The organism is Streptomyces sp. IBSNAI002, assembly GCF_052244475.1.
Lineage (GTDB): Bacteria > Actinomycetota > Actinomycetes > Streptomycetales > Streptomycetaceae > Streptomyces.
Genome location: NZ_JBQPXG010000002.1, coordinates 5,830,758 through 5,847,008, shown reverse-complemented (window position 1 = coordinate 5,847,008; position 16,251 = coordinate 5,830,758). Strand labels below are relative to the sequence as shown.

The following is a 16,251-nucleotide window of genomic DNA, read 5'->3' as shown; positions in this document are numbered from 1 at the left end:
CGAATGGGTCAATCGCCCGCCCCTGTACGGATCATCCTGACCCGACACTCGCACTTACCGGAGAAGCAACTGCCGCACATCCGGGACACTCTGCGCATTCTGTGACGGCCCGGGGAAAGGACGCGACGCCATGTCGGAGGCTGCATCCGCCCGGAGCCGGCTCACGGCCGACCGGGCCGCCCTGCTCACCGGGATCGGCCCGCTGGAACCGATGCTGCGGACCTGGCTGCCCACGCAGCGCTGGTTCGCGGGCAAGGGCCGGGCCATCGGCACGCTGAGCACCGTCTCGGCGGCCGAACTGCTGCCGCCGGGGTCCGTCCCCGGGCTGCTGCACCTGCTCCTCGACGTGGACGGGGACTGCTACCAACTCCTGCTGGGCATCCGCCCGTCCCTGCCCCCCGCGCTCGCCCACACCTTGATCGGGCACGCGGAGGAGGGCCCGTACGCGGGCCGGGCGGTGTACGAGGGCCTGGGCGATCCCCGGCTCGCGGCGATGCTGCTGGAACGGTTGCGCTCCCCCGGGGCGCTCGGCCCGCTGCGCTTCGAACGGGACCCGGACGCGCCGGTCCCGGCCGGGCTCGCCCCGCGCCCGCTGTCCGGCGAACAGACCAACTCCTCGCTGATCTACGGGGATTCGTACATCCTCAAGGTGTTCCGGCGGGTCGGCCCCGGGGTCAATCCGGACCTGGAGCTGCCCAGGGCGCTGGCCGCGGCCGGCTGCACCCGCGTCCCGGCTCCCGTCGCCTGGTACGAGGCCGAGCTGCCTGGGGATCCCCCCGGCGGTAGCCGGGGGAGGAGCGAGCCGCTGACCCTGGGCGTGCTCCAGCCGTACCTGCGCGGCTCCGACGACGGCTGGCAGCTCGCGCTGCGCCGGCTCGGCGCCGGAGAGGACTTCACCGCCGAGGCGCACGCGCTGGGCCGGGCCACCGCCGAGGTGCACAGCGCGCTCGCCGCGGCCCTGCCCACCGTCGCGCTCGGCCCGGAGCAGACCGCCCGGCTCGCCGCCGGGATGACGGCCCGGCTCGCCGCCACCGCCCGGGAGGTCGCCGCGCTGCGGCCCTACGAGGCGGGGCTGCGGGGGGCCTTCGACGCGCTGGCCGCCTCCCGCGGAGCCGGGGTGCCGGCCCAGCGGATCCACGGCGACCTCCATCTGGGCCAGACCCTGCGCACCCTCGACGGCTCATGGTCGTTGATCGACTTCGAGGGTGAGCCGGCCCGGCCGCTGGCCGACCGGCGCCGCCCCGAACCGGCCGTGCGCGACATCGCCGGGATACTGCGCTCCTTCGACTACGCCGCACGCTCGCACCGGCCGTTCGCCCCCGCCTGGGCCGACGACTGCCGGGCCGCCTTCTGCGAGGGCTACGCCCGCACCACGGGCCGCGACCCCCGCGAGGATCCCGTGCTGCTGCGCGCGTACGAGACCGACAAGGCGGTGTACGAGGCCCGCTACGAGTCCCGGCACCGCCCCGACTGGCTGCACGTCCCGATGGCCGCGATCCGGCGGCTCTCGGAACCCCAGCGGCCCGCCCACCGGGTGCCGCCGACCCCGCCCGCCCCCGGCTCCATCGCCCCGCACCCCCAACCCCGTCAGAAGCCCCCGAGGAGGCCGCTCGCGTGAGCGCCGCACGACAGCCGTCACCGACCGTCAGCGACGAAACCGGAGCCGTCCCGGCGTCCGCCAAGCCGGCGACACGGGCGGGGCGCACGCCCCGGGCCCGCCGCGCCGCCCCTCCGCACGGGGTCCGGCCGGCGCCCGCGCTCGGCGCGGAGGAACGGGCCCGCCTGCTGGAGGGCCGCCACCACGACCCGCACGGGGTACTGGGCGCCCGCACCGTGCGCGGCGGGGTTGCCTTCCGCGTACTGCGCCCGTACGCCAAGGCGGTCACCGTGGTGGCCAAGGGGCTGCGGGCCGAGCTCTTCGACGACGGGGACGGGCTGTTCTCCGGGCTGCTGCCGCTGACCGCGGTGCCGGACTACCGGCTGCTGGTCACCTACGACAGCGACGAGATCGAGGTCCACGACCCGTACGGGTTCCTGCCCGCGCTCGGCGAGCTGGACCTGCACCTGATCGGCGAGGGCCGCCACGAGCAGCTGTGGAAGGCGCTCGGCGCCGAGCCGATGGAGCACCAGGGCGTGGCCGGGACCCGGTTCACGGTGTGGGCGCCGAACGCCCAGGGGGTGCGCGTCACCGGGGACTTCTCGTACTGGGACTCCGTCGCCTACCCGATGCGCTCGCTCGGTGCCAGCGGCGTGTGGGAGCTGTTCCTGCCCGGAGTGGGCGCCGGGGCGCTGTACAAGTACGACATCACCCGCCCCGACGGCAGCCACACCCTGCGCGCGGACCCGATGGCCCGCGCCGCCGAGGTGCCCCCGGCCAACGCCTCGCGGGTGACCGCCTCGGCGTACGCGTGGGGGGACGCGGAGTGGATGGCGAACCGCGGGGCGCGGGCCGCGCACCAGGCCCCCTTCTCCGTGTACGAGCTGCACCTGGCGTCCTGGCGGCCCGGGCTCTCGTACCGGCAGCTGGCCGAACAGCTGCCGGGGTACGTGAAGGAGCTCGGCTTCACGCACGTGGAGCTGATGCCGGTCGCCGAGCACCCCTTCGGCGGCTCCTGGGGCTACCAGGTCACCGGCTTCTACGCGCCGACCTCGCGGATGGGCGGCCCGGACGACTTCCGCCTCCTGGTGGACGCGCTGCACCGGGCCGGGATCGGGGTGATCGTCGACTGGGTGCCCGCGCACTTCCCGCGCGACGACTGGGCGCTGGCCGAGTTCGACGGCCGGCCGCTGTACGAGCACCAGGACCCGCGGCGGGCCGCGCACCCGGACTGGGGGACGCTGGAGTTCGACTACGGCCGCAAGGAGGTCCGCAACTTCCTCGTGGCGAACGCCGTGTACTGGTGCGAGGAGTTCCACGTGGACGGGCTGCGCGTGGACGCGGTCGCCTCGATGCTCTACCTCGACTACTCGCGGGGCGAGGGCCAGTGGACGCCCAACGAGCACGGCGGGCGGGAGAACCTGGACGCGGTGGCGCTGCTCCAGGAGATGAACGCGACCGTCTACCGGCGCTGCCCGGGCGTGGTGACGATCGCGGAGGAGTCCACGGCGTGGGAGGGCGTGACGCGGCCGACGGACGGGGGCGGGCTGGGCTTCGGCCTGAAGTGGAACATGGGCTGGATGCACGACACGCTGCGCTACATGTCGAAGGAGTCGGTGCACCGCAAGTACCACCACCACGACATGACCTTCGGGATGATCTACGCCTTCAGCGAGAACTACGTCCTGCCGATCTCGCACGACGAGGTGGTGCACGGCAAGGGTTCGCTGGTGTCGAAGATGCCCGGGGAGGACTGGTGGCAGCAGCGGGCCGCGCACCGGGCGTACCTGGGCTTCATGTGGGCCCACCCCGGCAAGCAGCTGCTCTTCATGGGGCAGGAGTTCGCCCAGGGGTCGGAGTGGTCGGAGGTGTACGGGCCGGACTGGTGGCTGCTGGACGACTCCTACCCGGCGGCCGGTGACCACCGGGGCGTGCGCGGTCTCGTACGCGATCTGAACCGCACGTACACGGCGGCGCCCGCCCTGTGGGAGCGGGACACGGTGCCGGAGGGCTTCTCCTGGGTGGAGGCGGACGCCTCCGAGGACAACGTGTTCGCCTTCCTGCGGTACGCCCAGGACGGCTCGCAGCTGCTGTGCGTGTCGAACTTCTCGCCGGTCGTGCGGCACGGGTACCGGATCGGGGTGCCGGAGGAGGTCCCGCTGTGGCGGGAGGTCCTCAACACCGACCAGGAGCAGTACGGCGGCAGCGGTGTGCGTCATCTGCAGCCGGTGCGGCCCGAGCCGGTCCCCGCGCAGGGCCGCCCGGCGAGCCTGCGCCTGACGCTCCCGCCACTGGCGACGGTCTGGTTCAGGCCGTAGGGGCCGCGACGCGAGGTGCTCCTCGGCATCCTGGAGGAGCACCGGACGGCCGGATTCCTTGTTGCCGGCGTCAAGGCAATGTGTGAGAGCTGTGAGGGGTCTTGCGCCGACCGGCGGCGGCTGGAACCGTACGGGGTAGTGGATCTTCCGTGCACCGATTACCGGACGGTCGCCGGGAAAACCGGCGAAATGCCATAACTGCCTAGGATGTTCCTACGAGTTATGGGCTTGTTTGATTGGTCTGTAGTCGCCGATGCCCAGCCACTCCTACGGTGTGCCGTGTGCACTCCAGCCCACCTTTCAATGCCCCCGCCGCGCGTCGTCTCCGCGCGGCCCTGGGCATGGCTCCCGGTCATGTCGCCTATGGCCTGCGCGCCCAGTACGGACTGATCGTCACGCCCGAGACCGTGATGGCCTGGGAACGCGGCGAGATATCGCCCTCCTCGGCCGAGCTCACGGCGCTCGCCGGCGTCCTGTGGTGTTCCCCCGGGGAGCTGCTCGCCGAGCCGGTCACCCTGCGGGAGCACCGGATGGCCAGGGGGCTGGCCGTCGAGGAGCTGTCCCGGCGGCTCGGCCTGGAGGCGAGCGCCTACCAGAAGATGGAGGACACCGGCCGCTGGAAGGGCAACGAGCGCCAGTCCGCCGCCCTGGCGACGGTCCTCGGACTGTCGCTGGCCCAGTTCGTGACGGCCACCGGCAAGCACGAGGAGCTGGCCGACCTGCTGCGCAGTGCGGTCACCACGCGCTGGCAGGCGTACGTCAAGCCGCTGGCCAAGATGCTGCCGATCCCCAAGGCCCATCTGGAGCGGGTGCTGGAGCGGCTGCACGGGGAGTACCAGTCGCGGATGGTGGCGACGCTCAGCTGGGGCAGCGGGGGCGACGCCGGGAGCGGGGACGCGGGGCGGGAGTACCTCGCCGAGATCGTGGACCGGTTCTGGAGCCTCGCCGGCGGTGCGGCATAGGACACATCCGGGCGGACCGGACACCTGTCGCAACGGCCCCGGCCCGTCCCGGAGAGGGACGGGAACGGGGCCGTTCGGCGGGCGGATCGGGGGCGGAGGTCCCGCGCCCGGAGACCGGCTAGAAGACGGACTCGGCCTCGTACATGCGGTCCTCGGGGACCGTCTTCAGCTCGGTGACCGCCGAGGCCAGCGGGGCCATCACGATGTCCGTGCCGCGCAGGGCGGTCATGTTGCCGAAGGCACCGCGGTGGACGGCCTCGACGGCGTGCCAGCCGAAGCGGGTCGCGAGGACCCGGTCGTAGGCGGTGGGGGTGCCGCCGCGCTGGACGTGGCCGAGGATGACCGGGCGGGCCTCCTTGCCCAGGCGCCGCTCCAGCTCGACGGCCAGGCGGTTGCCGATGCCGGCGAAGCGCTCGTGGCCGTACTGGTCGATGGCGCCCTTCTCGTACGGCATGGAGCCCTCGGCCGGGTGCGCACCCTCCGCGATGCAGACGACGGCGAACTTCTTCCCGCGGGCGAACCGTTCCTCCACCATTTTCACCAGGGCGTCCACCTCGAAGGGGCGCTCGGGGAGGCAGATCCCGTGGGCGCCGCCGGCCATGCCGGACTCCAGGGCGATCCAGCCCGCGTGGCGGCCCATGACCTCGACGACCATGACGCGCTGGTGCGATTCGGCGGTGGTCTTCAGACGGTCGATGGCCTCGGTGGCCACCATGACGGCGGTGTCGAAGCCGAAGGTGCGGTCGGTGGAGGAGATGTCGTTGTCGATGGTCTTCGGCACGCCGACGACGGGCATCCCGGCGTCCGACAGCATCCGCGCGGCGGTCAGGGTGCCCTCGCCGCCGATCGGGATGAGGGCGTCGATGCCGTAGCGCCGGGCCAGCTCCTGGGCGTTCTCGGCGGCCTCGTGCAGCCGGGCGCGCTCCATGCGGGCCGAGCCGAGGATCGTGCCGCCGCGGGCCAGGATGCCGCTGACGGCATTGATGTCGAGCGGGCGGTAGTTGCCGTCGAGGAGGCCCTTGAAACCGTCCTCGAAGCCGATGACCTCGTCCCCGTGCCCGACCAGGGCGCGGTGTACGACCGACCGGATGACAGCGTTGAGGCCCGGACAGTCGCCGCCCGCGGTGAGAACTCCGATACGCATCGTGCTGTGTCTCCTGCCGTACATGTGAAGAAGGGCGTAATGGGTAAGCCTGTCCGATTGTTCCACGGGCCCGGGGTGCCGCGCGTCCCGTACCGCTCCGCCCGCCGGGCCTTTCGACCCTTCCGGCCAGGCCCTTTTCCCGGCGGGCGTCCTATCCATCGGCAGAGGTATTGTCAAGAGGTCAAGCCACACTAAATGGACATTCACAGCATGGACGGAGAGCACGCGTGACGCGCAGCGTGTACGTGACCGGCATCGAGCGGGGGGACGGCCGCCAGGTCGTCGAACTGGGGATCATGGAGCTCCTGACCCGGCAGACGGGCCGGGTCGGCGTCTACCGCCCGTTGCTCCACGACGGCCCCGACCGGCTCTTCGACCTCCTCAAGGCCCGCTACCGGATCGACCAGGACGCCGCCACGGCCTACGGCATGGAGTACCACGAGGCCTCGGCGATCCTCGCGGAGAAGGGCACCGACGAGCTGGTCTCCCGGCTGGTCGACCGCTTCCACCGGGTGGCGCGCGAGTACGAGGTCATGCTGGTCCTCGGCACGGACTACGCCGACACCAACCTGCCCGACGAGCTCGCGCTCAACGCCCGCCTCGCCAACGAGCTGGGCGCGGTCGTCGTCCCCGTCGTGGGCGGCGTCAAGCACCCCGCCGAGGCCGTGCGCGCCGAGGCCCGCAACGCCTACCGCGCGTACGAGAGCCTGGGCTGCCACGTGGTCGCGATGGTCGTCAACCGGGTGGCCGCCGAGGACCGCGACGTCATAGCCGAGCGGCTGGCCGCCCGCCTCCCCGTGCCCTGCTACGTCCTGCCGGACGACAAGTCGCTCTCCGCCCCGACCGTCGCCCAGATCACCCGGGCGCTCGGCGGCGAGGTGCTCCTCGGCGACGACGCCGGGCTGGCCCGCGACGCCCTGGACTTCGTCTTCGGCGGTGCCATGCTGCCGAACTTCCTCAATGCGCTGACCCCCGGCTGCCTGGTCGTCACCCCCGGGGACCGCTCCGACCTGGTCATCGGCGCCCTGGCCGCGCACACCTCGGGCACCCCGCCGATCGCCGGCGTGCTGCTCACCCTGAACGAGCGCCCGGGTCCGGACATCCTCACGCTGGCCTCGAAGCTGGCACCGGGCACGCCCGTGGTGTCGGTGGCCGGCAACAGCTTCCCGACGGCCGCCGAACTCTTCGCGCTGCAGAGCCGGTTGAACTCCGCGACCCCGCGCAAGCTGGAGACCGCGCTGGGCCTCTTCGAACGGCACGTGAACACCACCGAGCTGCGCGACCTGCTGTCGGTGGCCCGCTCCGAGCGCGTCACCCCGATGATGTTCGAGCACGAGCTGCTGGAGCGGGCCCGCTCCGAGCGGCGCCGCGTCGTGCTGCCCGAGGGCACCGAGGAGCGCGTGCTGCGCGCCGCGGACGTGGTGCTGCGGCGGGGCGTGTGCGACCTGACCCTGCTGGGCCAGGAGCCTGCCATCCTGAAGAAGGCGGCCGACCTCGGGATCGACATCTCGGGCGCCCAGCTCATCGACCCGGCGACCTCGCCCCTGCGGGAACGGTTCGCCGAGTACTACGCCACGGCCCGCGCCCACAAGGGCATGACCGTCGAGCTGGCCAACGACGTGGTCACCGACGTCAACTACTTCGGCACCCTGATGGTCCAGGAGGGTCTGGCCGACGGCATGGTCTCGGGCTCCGTGCACTCCACCGCCGCGACCATCCGCCCCGCCTTCGAGATCATCAAGACCAAGCCGGAGGCCTCCATCGTCTCCTCGGTCTTCTTCATGTGCCTGGCCGACCGGGTCCTCGTCTACGGCGACTGCGCCGTCAACCCGGACCCCGACGCCGAGCAGCTCGCCGACATCGCCGTCCAGTCGGCCGCCACCGCCGCCGCCTTCGGGGTCGAGCCGCGGATCGCGATGCTCTCGTACTCGACCGGCACCTCGGGCAGCGGCGCGGACGTGGACAAGGTCCGCAAGGCCACCGAGATCGTCCGCGACCAGCGCCCCGACTTGGCCGTCGAGGGGCCGATCCAGTACGACGCGGCCGTGGAGCCCTCGGTCGCGGCGACGAAGCTGCCCGGGTCCGAGGTTGCCGGCCGCGCGAGCGTGCTGATCTTCCCGGACCTCAACACCGGCAACAACACGTACAAGGCCGTGCAGCGTTCGGCGGGCGCCGTGGCGGTCGGCCCGGTGCTCCAGGGCCTGCGGAAGCCCGTCAACGACCTCTCGCGCGGCGCGCTGGTGCAGGACATCGTCACCACCGTGGCCATCACCGCGATCCAGGCGCAGTCGCAGCCGCTGCCGCAGACCGCCCGGTAATCCACCCACCGCACCCGAAGGAAAGACCCGCAACCGTGACCGCATCACGCGTACTCGTCCTCAACTCCGGCTCCTCGTCGGTCAAGTACCAGCTCCTCGACATGGCGGACCGCTCCCGGCTGGCCGTCGGCCTGGTGGAGCGCATCGGCGAGGAGACCTCCCGGCTCGTCCACGAACCGCTCACCGGGCCGGGCGCCGCGGGCGGCAAGCGCGAGCAGGTGGGCCCGATCGCCGACCACGGGGCGGCGCTCAAGGCCGTGGCGGCGGAGCTGGCCGCCGACGGGCTGGGCCTGGACTCCCCCGAACTGGCCGCCGTGGGGCACCGCGTGGTGCACGGCGGGACGAAGTTCACGCAGCCGACCGTGATCGACGACGCGGTGCTGGCCGAGATCCGGAACCTGATTCCCCTCGCCCCGCTGCACAACCCGGCGAACGTGACGGGCATCGAGGTGGCGCGCGGGCTGCGCCCGGACATCCCGCAGATCGCCGTCTTCGACACGGCCTTCCACTCCACGATGCCGGAGTACGTCGCGCGGTACGCGATCGACGCCGCTACTGCGGACAAGTACTCCATCCGGCGGTACGGCTTCCACGGGACCTCCCACGCCTACGTCTCGCGGGCGACGGCCGGGCTGCTCGGCCGGCCGGTGGAGGACGTGAACGTGATCGTGCTGCACCTGGGCAACGGGGCCTCGGCCTCGGCCGTCCGGGGCGGGGTGTGCGTGGAGACGTCCATGGGCCTGACCCCGCTGGAGGGCCTGGTCATGGGCACCCGGTCGGGCGACCTGGATCCTGCGGTCATCTTCCACCTGGCCCGGGTGGGGGGCCTCTCGGTGGATGAGATCGATTCGCTCCTGAACAAGAAGAGCGGTCTGCTGGGCATGTGCGGCGACAACGACATGCGTGAGGTGCTGCGGCGGGCCGGCGAGGGCGACGAGGCGGCGGCCGTCGCCTTCGCGGCGTACGTCCACCGTCTGAAGAAGTACATCGGCGCCTACTCGGCGGTGCTCGGCCGGGTGGACGCGGTGGCGTTCACGGCCGGGGTCGGCGAGAACGCCCACCAGGTCCGGGAAGCTGCCGTGGACGGCCTCGCCGAGCTGGGCCTGGCGCTGGACCTGGAGGCCAACACGGTGCGCTCGCCGGAGCCGCGGCTGGTCTCGGCGGACTATGCGCGGGTGGCCGTGGCTGTGGTCCCGACGGATGAGGAACTGGAGATCGCCACCCAGGCGTATGAGCTCGTTACTCGTTAGTCACTTGGACTTTCCGCCAGACGGAATATTCCGCTACGAAACAAACCGATAGGATCCGCTCCATGCGCCGTTCCAAAATCGTCTGCACGCTGGGCCCCGCCGTCGACTCGTATGAGCAGCTGAAAGCGCTCATCGAGGCAGGCATGAACGTGGCCCGATTCAACTTCAGCCACGGATCCCAGGCAGAACACCAGGAGCGGTACGACCGCGTCCGGAAGGTCTCCGAGGACACCGGGCGCGCCGTCGGCGTCCTCGCCGACCTCCAGGGCCCGAAGATCCGTCTGGAGACCTTCGCCGAGGGTCCCGTCGAGCTGGTGCGCGGTGACGAGTTCACCATCACCACCGAGGACGTCCCGGGCGACAAGTCCATCTGCGGCACCACCTACAAGGGCCTGCCGGGTGACGTCGCCAAGGGCGACCAGGTCCTGATCAACGACGGCAACGTCGAGCTCCGGGTGACCGGGGTCGAGGGCCCGCGGGTCAAGACCATCGTCATCGAGGGCGGTGTCATCTCGGACCACAAGGGCATCAACCTGCCGGGTGCCGCCGTCAACGTCCCCGCCCTGTCGGAGAAGGACGTCGACGACCTCCGCTTCGCCCTGCGGATGGGCTGCGACATGGTCGCCCTGTCCTTCGTCCGCGACGCCAACGACGTCAAGGACGTCCACAAGGTCATGGACGAGGAGGGCCGCCGGGTCCCCGTCATCGCCAAGGTGGAGAAGCCGCAGGCCGTCGAGAACATGGCGGCCGTGGTCGACGCCTTCGACGCGGTCATGGTGGCCCGTGGCGACCTGGCCGTCGAGTACCCGCTCGAGAAGGTCCCGATGGTCCAGAAGCGGCTCATCGAGATGTGCCGCCGCAACGCCAAGCCGGTGATCGTCGCGACCCAGATGATGGAGTCGATGATCACCAACTCCCGCCCGACCCGCGCGGAGGCGTCCGACGTCGCCAACGCCATCCTCGACGGCGCGGACGCGGTCATGCTGTCGGCCGAGTCCTCGGTCGGCGCCTACCCGATCGAGACCGTCAAGACGATGTCGAAGATCGTCACGGCGGCCGAGGAGGAGCTCCTCTCCAAGGGCCTCCAGCCGCTGGTCCCGGGCAAGAAGCCCCGTACCCAGGGCGGCTCCGTGGCCCGCGCGGCCTGCGAGATCGCGGACTTCCTCGACGGCAAGGCGCTCATCGCCTTCACCCAGTCCGGTGACACGGCCCGCCGCCTGTCGCGCTACCGCGCCACGCAGCCGATCCTGGCCTTCACCACCGACGTCAACACCCGCAACCAGCTCACGCTGAGCTGGGGCGTCGAGTCGTACGTGGTCGCGCACGTGAACAACACGGACGCGATGGTCGACCTCGTGGACGGCGAGCTGCTCAAGCTGGGCCGCTACAACGAGGGCGACACCATGGTCATCACGGCCGGCTCGCCCCCCGGCGTCCCCGGCACCACCAACATGGTCCGCGTGCACCACCTGGGCGGCGGCGCGCGCGACTGACCCGCGCCACCGCTCCACCACCGCAGGACTCTGCCGCACAGAGGCCGAGGGCGGCACCCCGAACGGATCGGGGTGCCGCCCTCGGCGTTCTGCCCTGCGTACGCGCCTACTCCGGCGGGCCGATGTAGTTCTTCAGGCCCGGGACCGTGAGCGTGCCGCCGAACTGGCCGGCCTGGATCACCTGGACGTCCGTGAAGAACGCGAAGGGGACGTTCAGCGGCGGCGGGCTGTTCGGGGTGAACTCGACGGGGATGATGCCGAAGAGGTTGCCCTTGAGGCTCTCGGTGTACATCGTCACCGTGCCGCCGCGGATCTTGGAGGTGGAGCCCGGACGGGACTTCAGGTGGGCGACGTTCCCGCCCTTGCCGACCGTCTGGTAGAGGTCCTTGATGTCCAGCGAGTCCGCGGTGAACTTCAGGACCTTCTTGGTCTTGCCGCCGGCCGTCTTCACCTCGACGATGCCCGCGTAGTCCAGGCCGTAGAGGGTCAGCAGCGAGCTGTCGAGGTACCAGGGCTCGTCCGGCAGGAGCGGGATGCCCGGCTCCAGTTCGGCGTCGGCCAGGGCCTGGGCGTCGTAGGTCGGGCAGGGGAAGGGTTCCTTCCCGTCCGCGTCCTTCGTCGCCTCCGCAGTGGCCTCGTCCTCGGTGGTCCCGTCCTCGTCGGAGCCGCCCGTCTCGTCCTTCGGGGTCGTGGCGGTGTCCTTGACCTCGTCGGACAGCTCCTTGACCTCGGCTCCGGCCTTCTTCGCCGCCTCCCGGATGGCGTCCGCCGCCGGGTCGGGCGCCGGGGCCTCGGGCTTGGGGGCCTCGGGCTCGGGGGCCGGCGTCGTGGGCGGCGCCGACGTCGGGGCGGCCGGCTGCTGCCCGTCCTTGGGGCCCAGGAGCTTCTTGAGCGCGTCGCCGACACCCAGCGGGTCCAGCGGGTTGGTGCTCTTGGTCGGCGTCGGCGCGGGCGTCGCCGTGGCACCGGCCGGAGCCGCGTCCGCCGGCTTGGTCGCCGTCGGGGACGGCGAGCCGCTCGGCTTCGGCTTGACCGCCGCGGACGAGGACGCGGACGGCGAGGGGGACGCACTGGGCGACGCACTCGGCGAAGGCGACTTCGAAGGCGACGGGGACGCCGACTCCGATTCCTCGGGCTCGTCGGACCGCGTCACGCACGGCCCCGGCGCGAAGGGGATCTCCTTGTCGTCGGCCACGGCCAGCTTGGGCGCCATGCCCATGCCGACGAGCACGGCCGTCGGCATGGCCGCCAGCGCCATCGTCTTGCCGACGGGTATCTGGAGCTTGTTCAGCAGCGATTTCCTGGGCGCCGCGTGCCGCGGCCCCTTGATCTCGCGGGACTCTGCGCCTGGGGCCACGCCCCGCTGCGTCTCGTCACCCCGCACTGTTCCTCCCGCCATCGGCATGGGCAGTCGTGTCGCTCGCGTGTGCCGGTGTTTCCGTTGCGCGCTGTCCCGGGAAGCCCTGGGGGCCGTGGAGACCCTCGGGGCCGTGGAAGCCCTGGGGATCGGCCGTCGCCTGCGCCTTGCTCATGTCCACGGCGGCCGGCCGCTGCTCCTCCTGCTGCTGGGACTCGTCCACCGGCTGTCCGGGGACCCAGGCGAGGGCGAGGGCGCCGCCGATCATGGAGAGGCTGAAGCCCATGAAGAAGCCGCCGAGGTTGGACACCGGGAGCGAGACCAGGGCCAGCAGGATCGCGGCGACACCCGCGAAGACGCGGATGGCCTGCTGGAACCAGAGGGCCAGGCCCAGCGTGATCAGCAGGACGCCGATGATCAGCGCACCGGCACCGCCGGTGGTGGCCATCGCCAGGCTGACGTTGCCCAGCCGGAGGTCCGCGTACGGGAAGTAGGCGATCGGGAAGCCACCGAGGAGCGTGAACAGCCCGGCCCAGAAAGGACGGCGACCGCTCCAGGCGTGGAAGTGGTAGTACACCACGGTGAGCCAGGCGTCGTCTTCGCGGCGAACATAAACCGGGGCCTGGGGGTTCATGGACAACAGCTCCCTGGAAACGGTGGTACGGAAAACTCTGTGGAGCCCCGGACGGGCGGCCGCCGGCTCTCGCCGCCGGCCACCCGTCCGGTCACTCTCCGGGACGGATTACTTCTCGTCCTGGTAGCACGGCTGGTCGCCACCGAGCAGGCGCAGCTTCAGGTCGGGCAGCTTGAACGTGCCCGCCGTGGTCGCCCACGCCTTCTGCCGGACGTTGGTCAGGATCGCCTTGTCCGCGCGCTGCGAGAACGCGTAGGGGCTGGCGACCGTACCGGCCTGCGGCTTGGTCTTGTGGCTCGGGTCACCGACCGCGACACCGATGTCCAGGTTCTTGAACTCGGCGTCGGTGTCGAGCTCCGCAACATCCAGGTAGATGTTGTCGGCGACGGCCGGCTTGCCCTTGTGGCCGGTGCGCAGCTGCAGCGTGATGTTGCCCAGCGGCGTCGGGGTCACCAGTGACTGGCACATGTTGGTGATCTCGGCGTGGCTGAACCCGGAGATGGTGACCGGGTGGTGCTGCGCGTTGCCCTTGAGGTCGTGACCCTCGGCGATACCGCCGTACTGGATGAGGTTGTCACCGTCGAGCTTGTCGGCCGAGACCTTGAAGTCCTGGCCGGAGACGCTGAAGGACGCCGCGAGGGCACCCTGCGCCAGACCCACACCAACCGCGGCGGTGGCCGCGATGCTCGGCACCATGACGAGCGCGAAGCGCTTCCATCTGGTCCCGCCACGAACCTGAGAACTCATTTCGTTCCTCCTTCTCGGACGTACATCTCCGGTCCGGGCCGTGCCCGTCCTGGGATGGGAGAAGTGCTACGTCCTCGGGAAGGAGCGCAGGCGGCCGGGCCGCGGCTGTGCCACGTCCGATACACCGGCGATCACCCCCGAGCGACAACCACTGGGCCACGCGTTCGCGCAACCTGGAGGACAGGCCCCGCCGGTGCGGCAGAGACCCCCCTGTCCCACGGCCGGTGCCACTGCCACAGGCCGGCTCGGTGGGGACCCTTCACCGCGGCTCCGGATGAGCGGCTCTGCGGGAAGGACCGAGCGTCGCCGATCGTGGTCCATTCCCGGCCGGGGCACAAGGGGGTTCGTTACTGGCGGGTAACGGCCAGATAACCGGAGCAAGGCCCGCTGTCGTCGGACGGCCACACAGGGTGTCACCAAGGGCCACGACAGATCGGGGGAAGAGTGAACACACCGGACAGTTCACGGGGTTCGACTTACTCGGAGTAACAGCGGCCGCATTTACCAAGTTTTGGCAAAGTGCGGCCGCTGTTTATCTACGTGTCAACAAATCGCGCAGGGCCGCCGAGGCCTCAGAAGAGCACCCGCGCAAGCGCCGTACGCGCCGCCGAGACCCGCGGGTCGTCCCCGCCGATGACCTCGAACAGCTCCAGCAGGCGCAGCCGTACGGCGTCCCGGTCCTCACCGAACGTCACCCGCACGGTGTCCACCAGGCGCCCGAAGGCGTCCTCCACGTGCCCGCCGACCAGGTCCAGGTCGGCCGCGGCGATCTGCGCCGCCGGATCGCGCGGGTTCTCGGCGGCCGCGGTGCGCACCGCCTGGGGGTTCATGTCCCTGACGCGGACGAGGAGTTCCGCCTGGGCCAGGCCCAGCTTGGCCTCGGTGTTGCCCGGGTCGTCGGACAGGACGTTCTTGTACGCCTGCACCGCGCCGGCCAGGTCGCCCGCGTCGAGCGCGACGACGGCCGCCTCCAGCAGGGCGTCGTGCGGGCCGGCCGGGATCTCGTCGCCGGCCGGGGCCGGAGCGGCCCCTTCCGCGTTCGGGTCCACCTCGATGCCGATGATCCCGAACCGCTCCTCGGCGACCTGGACCAGCTGGGCGAGGGTCTCCCGGATCTGCTGCTCGGGGGCGACCCCCTGGAACAGCGGCAGCACCTGACCGGCGACCACGGCGAAGACGGCCGGGATGCCCTGGATCTGGAACTGCTGCATCAGCATCTGGTTGGCGTCGACGTCGACCTTGGCGAGCACGAGGCGGCCGTTCGCCTCGGTGATCAGGCGCTCCAGGAGCGGGCTGAGCTGCTTGCACGGCTCGCACCACTCGGCCCAGAAGTCCAGGACGACCGGGACCTCGGCGGAGAGCTGGAGCACATCGCGTTCGAACCCGGCCTCGTCTACGTCGATGACGAGGGCGGAGGGCGGTACGGCGCCGGCGGCCGGAGCCGCCCCGCCGCCCTGCGCGGCCTGCCGCGCCGATTCGGCGCGGGCCTGCTCGGCCTTGGCCTTGGCTTCGCCGGCCGCCTTCACCGCGGCGAGGTCGACGACGCCGCTCATGGACATGTTTCTGGGCTGCATGCGTACATCCTCCCCCGAGTGCGCGCGCCGACGAAAAAGATCGCGGGAATTGACCTGATCCGCGACCGTGGTGCTGGTCGGCGCCGGGTCCCCACCTGGCGCCAGTAGCTCTTCGCGTGGTTGTCGCTCTTACGCTACGAGTCGTAGCGTAACTCCTCCCGGCCCCGCCGCGCCCGTGATCTGAACCACAGCGGCCCTCTCGGCTACCGGCGGGTATGGTCTCGGCCATGCGCAACCCCAGCCCCGGCCGTACCGGCCGCCCCCGCAGCGCCGCCGCGGACGCCGCGATCCTCGCGGCCACCCGGGACGCGCTGGTGGAGCTGGGCTGGTCGAAGCTGACGATGGGCGACGTCTCGGCCCGTGCCGGGGTCGCCAAGACCACCCTCTACCGGCGCTGGGCGGGCAAGAACGAGCTGGTCGTGGACGCGGTCGCGGAGCTGTTCGACTCGCTGGAGCTGCCCGACCGCGGCTCCCTCGAAGCCGACGTCGAGTACGTGGTGCTGCGGTTCGCGGAGCTGCTGCGGCGGCCGGAGGCCCGTACGGCCCTGATGGCGGTGGTGGCCGAGTCCACCCGGGACGAGGCCCTGCGCGACCGGATCCGGTCGGCCATCGTGGACCGGCAGAAACGTCTCGTCGTACTGGGTCGCGAACGGGCCCAGGCCCGCGGGGAGCTCCCGCACGAGGAGGACGCGGACCTCGCCGACCGCACCACCGACCTGATCTTCGACGTGATCGCGGGCACCGTGGTGCACCGCGCGCTGGTGAGCTCCGAGCCGGTGGACGAGCTGTGGGTGGCGACCTTCACGGCCCTGCTCATGCACGGCCTCCGGGGCCCGGCCCAGGCTTGAGCGGACAGC

12 protein-coding genes are annotated in these 16,251 nt (G+C 71.5%); 7 read left to right on the top strand and 5 right to left on the bottom strand.

Annotated elements, in window-relative coordinates; all coding sequences use genetic code 11:
* Positions 1-130: 130 nt before the first annotated feature.
* From ACTVZO_RS28265 to ACTVZO_RS28255, 3 genes are all read left to right on the top strand, one after another.
* Positions 131-1,618, top strand: a complete 1,488-nt coding sequence (locus tag ACTVZO_RS28265; protein WP_443301019.1) for a maltokinase N-terminal cap-like domain-containing protein — start codon at positions 131-133, stop codon at positions 1,616-1,618.
* Entirely contained in the window at positions 1,615-3,915 is a 2,301-nt protein-coding gene (glgB, locus tag ACTVZO_RS28260) for a 1,4-alpha-glucan branching enzyme (RefSeq protein WP_443301018.1), read from the top strand. The genes ACTVZO_RS28265 and glgB overlap by 4 nt, the downstream gene beginning before the upstream one ends.
* A 341-nt stretch (positions 3,916-4,256) precedes the next feature.
* Positions 4,257-4,877 (top strand): helix-turn-helix domain-containing protein, encoded by a 621-nt coding sequence (locus ACTVZO_RS28255; protein ID WP_443303288.1) that lies wholly within the window; start codon positions 4,257-4,259, stop codon positions 4,875-4,877.
* 118 nt (positions 4,878-4,995) lie between these two features.
* Here the strand turns inward: ACTVZO_RS28255 and ACTVZO_RS28250 are convergent, their stop codons facing one another.
* Positions 4,996-6,021, bottom strand: coding sequence for an ATP-dependent 6-phosphofructokinase (locus ACTVZO_RS28250; protein WP_443301017.1), 1,026 nt, complete (start codon positions 6,019-6,021; stop codon positions 4,996-4,998).
* Positions 6,022-6,248: 227 nt separating this feature from the next.
* On the opposite strand from ACTVZO_RS28250, the gene pta reads away from it, so the two are divergent.
* The 3 genes from pta to pyk all read left to right on the top strand — a co-directional run bounded on the left by pta (position 6,249) and on the right by pyk (position 11,082).
* Entirely contained in the window at positions 6,249-8,339 is a 2,091-nt protein-coding gene (pta, locus tag ACTVZO_RS28245; protein ID WP_443301016.1) for a phosphate acetyltransferase, read from the top strand.
* A 35-nt stretch (positions 8,340-8,374) separates the two neighbouring features.
* Complete coding sequence (locus ACTVZO_RS28240) at positions 8,375-9,589, top strand: acetate kinase (protein WP_443301015.1); 1,215 nt, start codon at positions 8,375-8,377, stop codon at positions 9,587-9,589.
* A 62-nt stretch (positions 9,590-9,651) separates the two neighbouring features.
* The gene (pyk, locus tag ACTVZO_RS28235) at positions 9,652-11,082 is read left to right on the top strand and encodes a pyruvate kinase (RefSeq protein WP_443301014.1); all 1,431 of its coding nucleotides are present in this window, start codon (positions 9,652-9,654) and stop codon (positions 11,080-11,082) included.
* Positions 11,083-11,188: 106 nt separating this feature from the next.
* On the opposite strand, the gene ACTVZO_RS28230 is transcribed toward pyk, so the two are convergent.
* The 4 genes from ACTVZO_RS28230 to ACTVZO_RS28215 all read right to left on the bottom strand — a co-directional run bounded on the left by ACTVZO_RS28230 (position 11,189) and on the right by ACTVZO_RS28215 (position 15,394).
* Positions 11,189-12,466: a hypothetical protein gene (locus tag ACTVZO_RS28230; RefSeq protein ID WP_443301013.1), complete on the bottom strand. Its 1,278-nt coding sequence runs from the start codon at positions 12,464-12,466 to the stop codon at positions 11,189-11,191.
* On the bottom strand, positions 12,456-13,073 hold the full coding sequence (locus ACTVZO_RS28225; protein WP_443301012.1) for a DUF6114 domain-containing protein: 618 nt from the start codon (positions 13,071-13,073) through the stop codon (positions 12,456-12,458). The genes ACTVZO_RS28230 and ACTVZO_RS28225 overlap by 11 nt, the downstream gene beginning before the upstream one ends.
* A 108-nt stretch (positions 13,074-13,181) precedes the next feature.
* Positions 13,182-13,820 carry a DUF6230 family protein gene (locus ACTVZO_RS28220; RefSeq protein WP_376662219.1) on the bottom strand — a complete coding sequence of 213 codons (639 nt, stop codon included), beginning with the start codon at positions 13,818-13,820 and terminating at the stop codon, positions 13,182-13,184.
* 572 nt (positions 13,821-14,392) lie between these two features.
* Positions 14,393-15,394 (bottom strand): tetratricopeptide repeat protein, encoded by a 1,002-nt coding sequence (locus ACTVZO_RS28215; RefSeq protein ID WP_443301011.1) that lies wholly within the window; start codon positions 15,392-15,394, stop codon positions 14,393-14,395.
* A gap of 227 nt (positions 15,395-15,621) precedes the next feature.
* Between ACTVZO_RS28215 and ACTVZO_RS28210 the strand changes: the two genes are divergently transcribed.
* The gene (locus ACTVZO_RS28210) at positions 15,622-16,242 is read left to right on the top strand and encodes a TetR/AcrR family transcriptional regulator (protein ID WP_443301010.1); all 621 of its coding nucleotides are present in this window, start codon (positions 15,622-15,624) and stop codon (positions 16,240-16,242) included.
* The last annotated feature ends 9 nt before the right edge of the window (positions 16,243-16,251 follow it).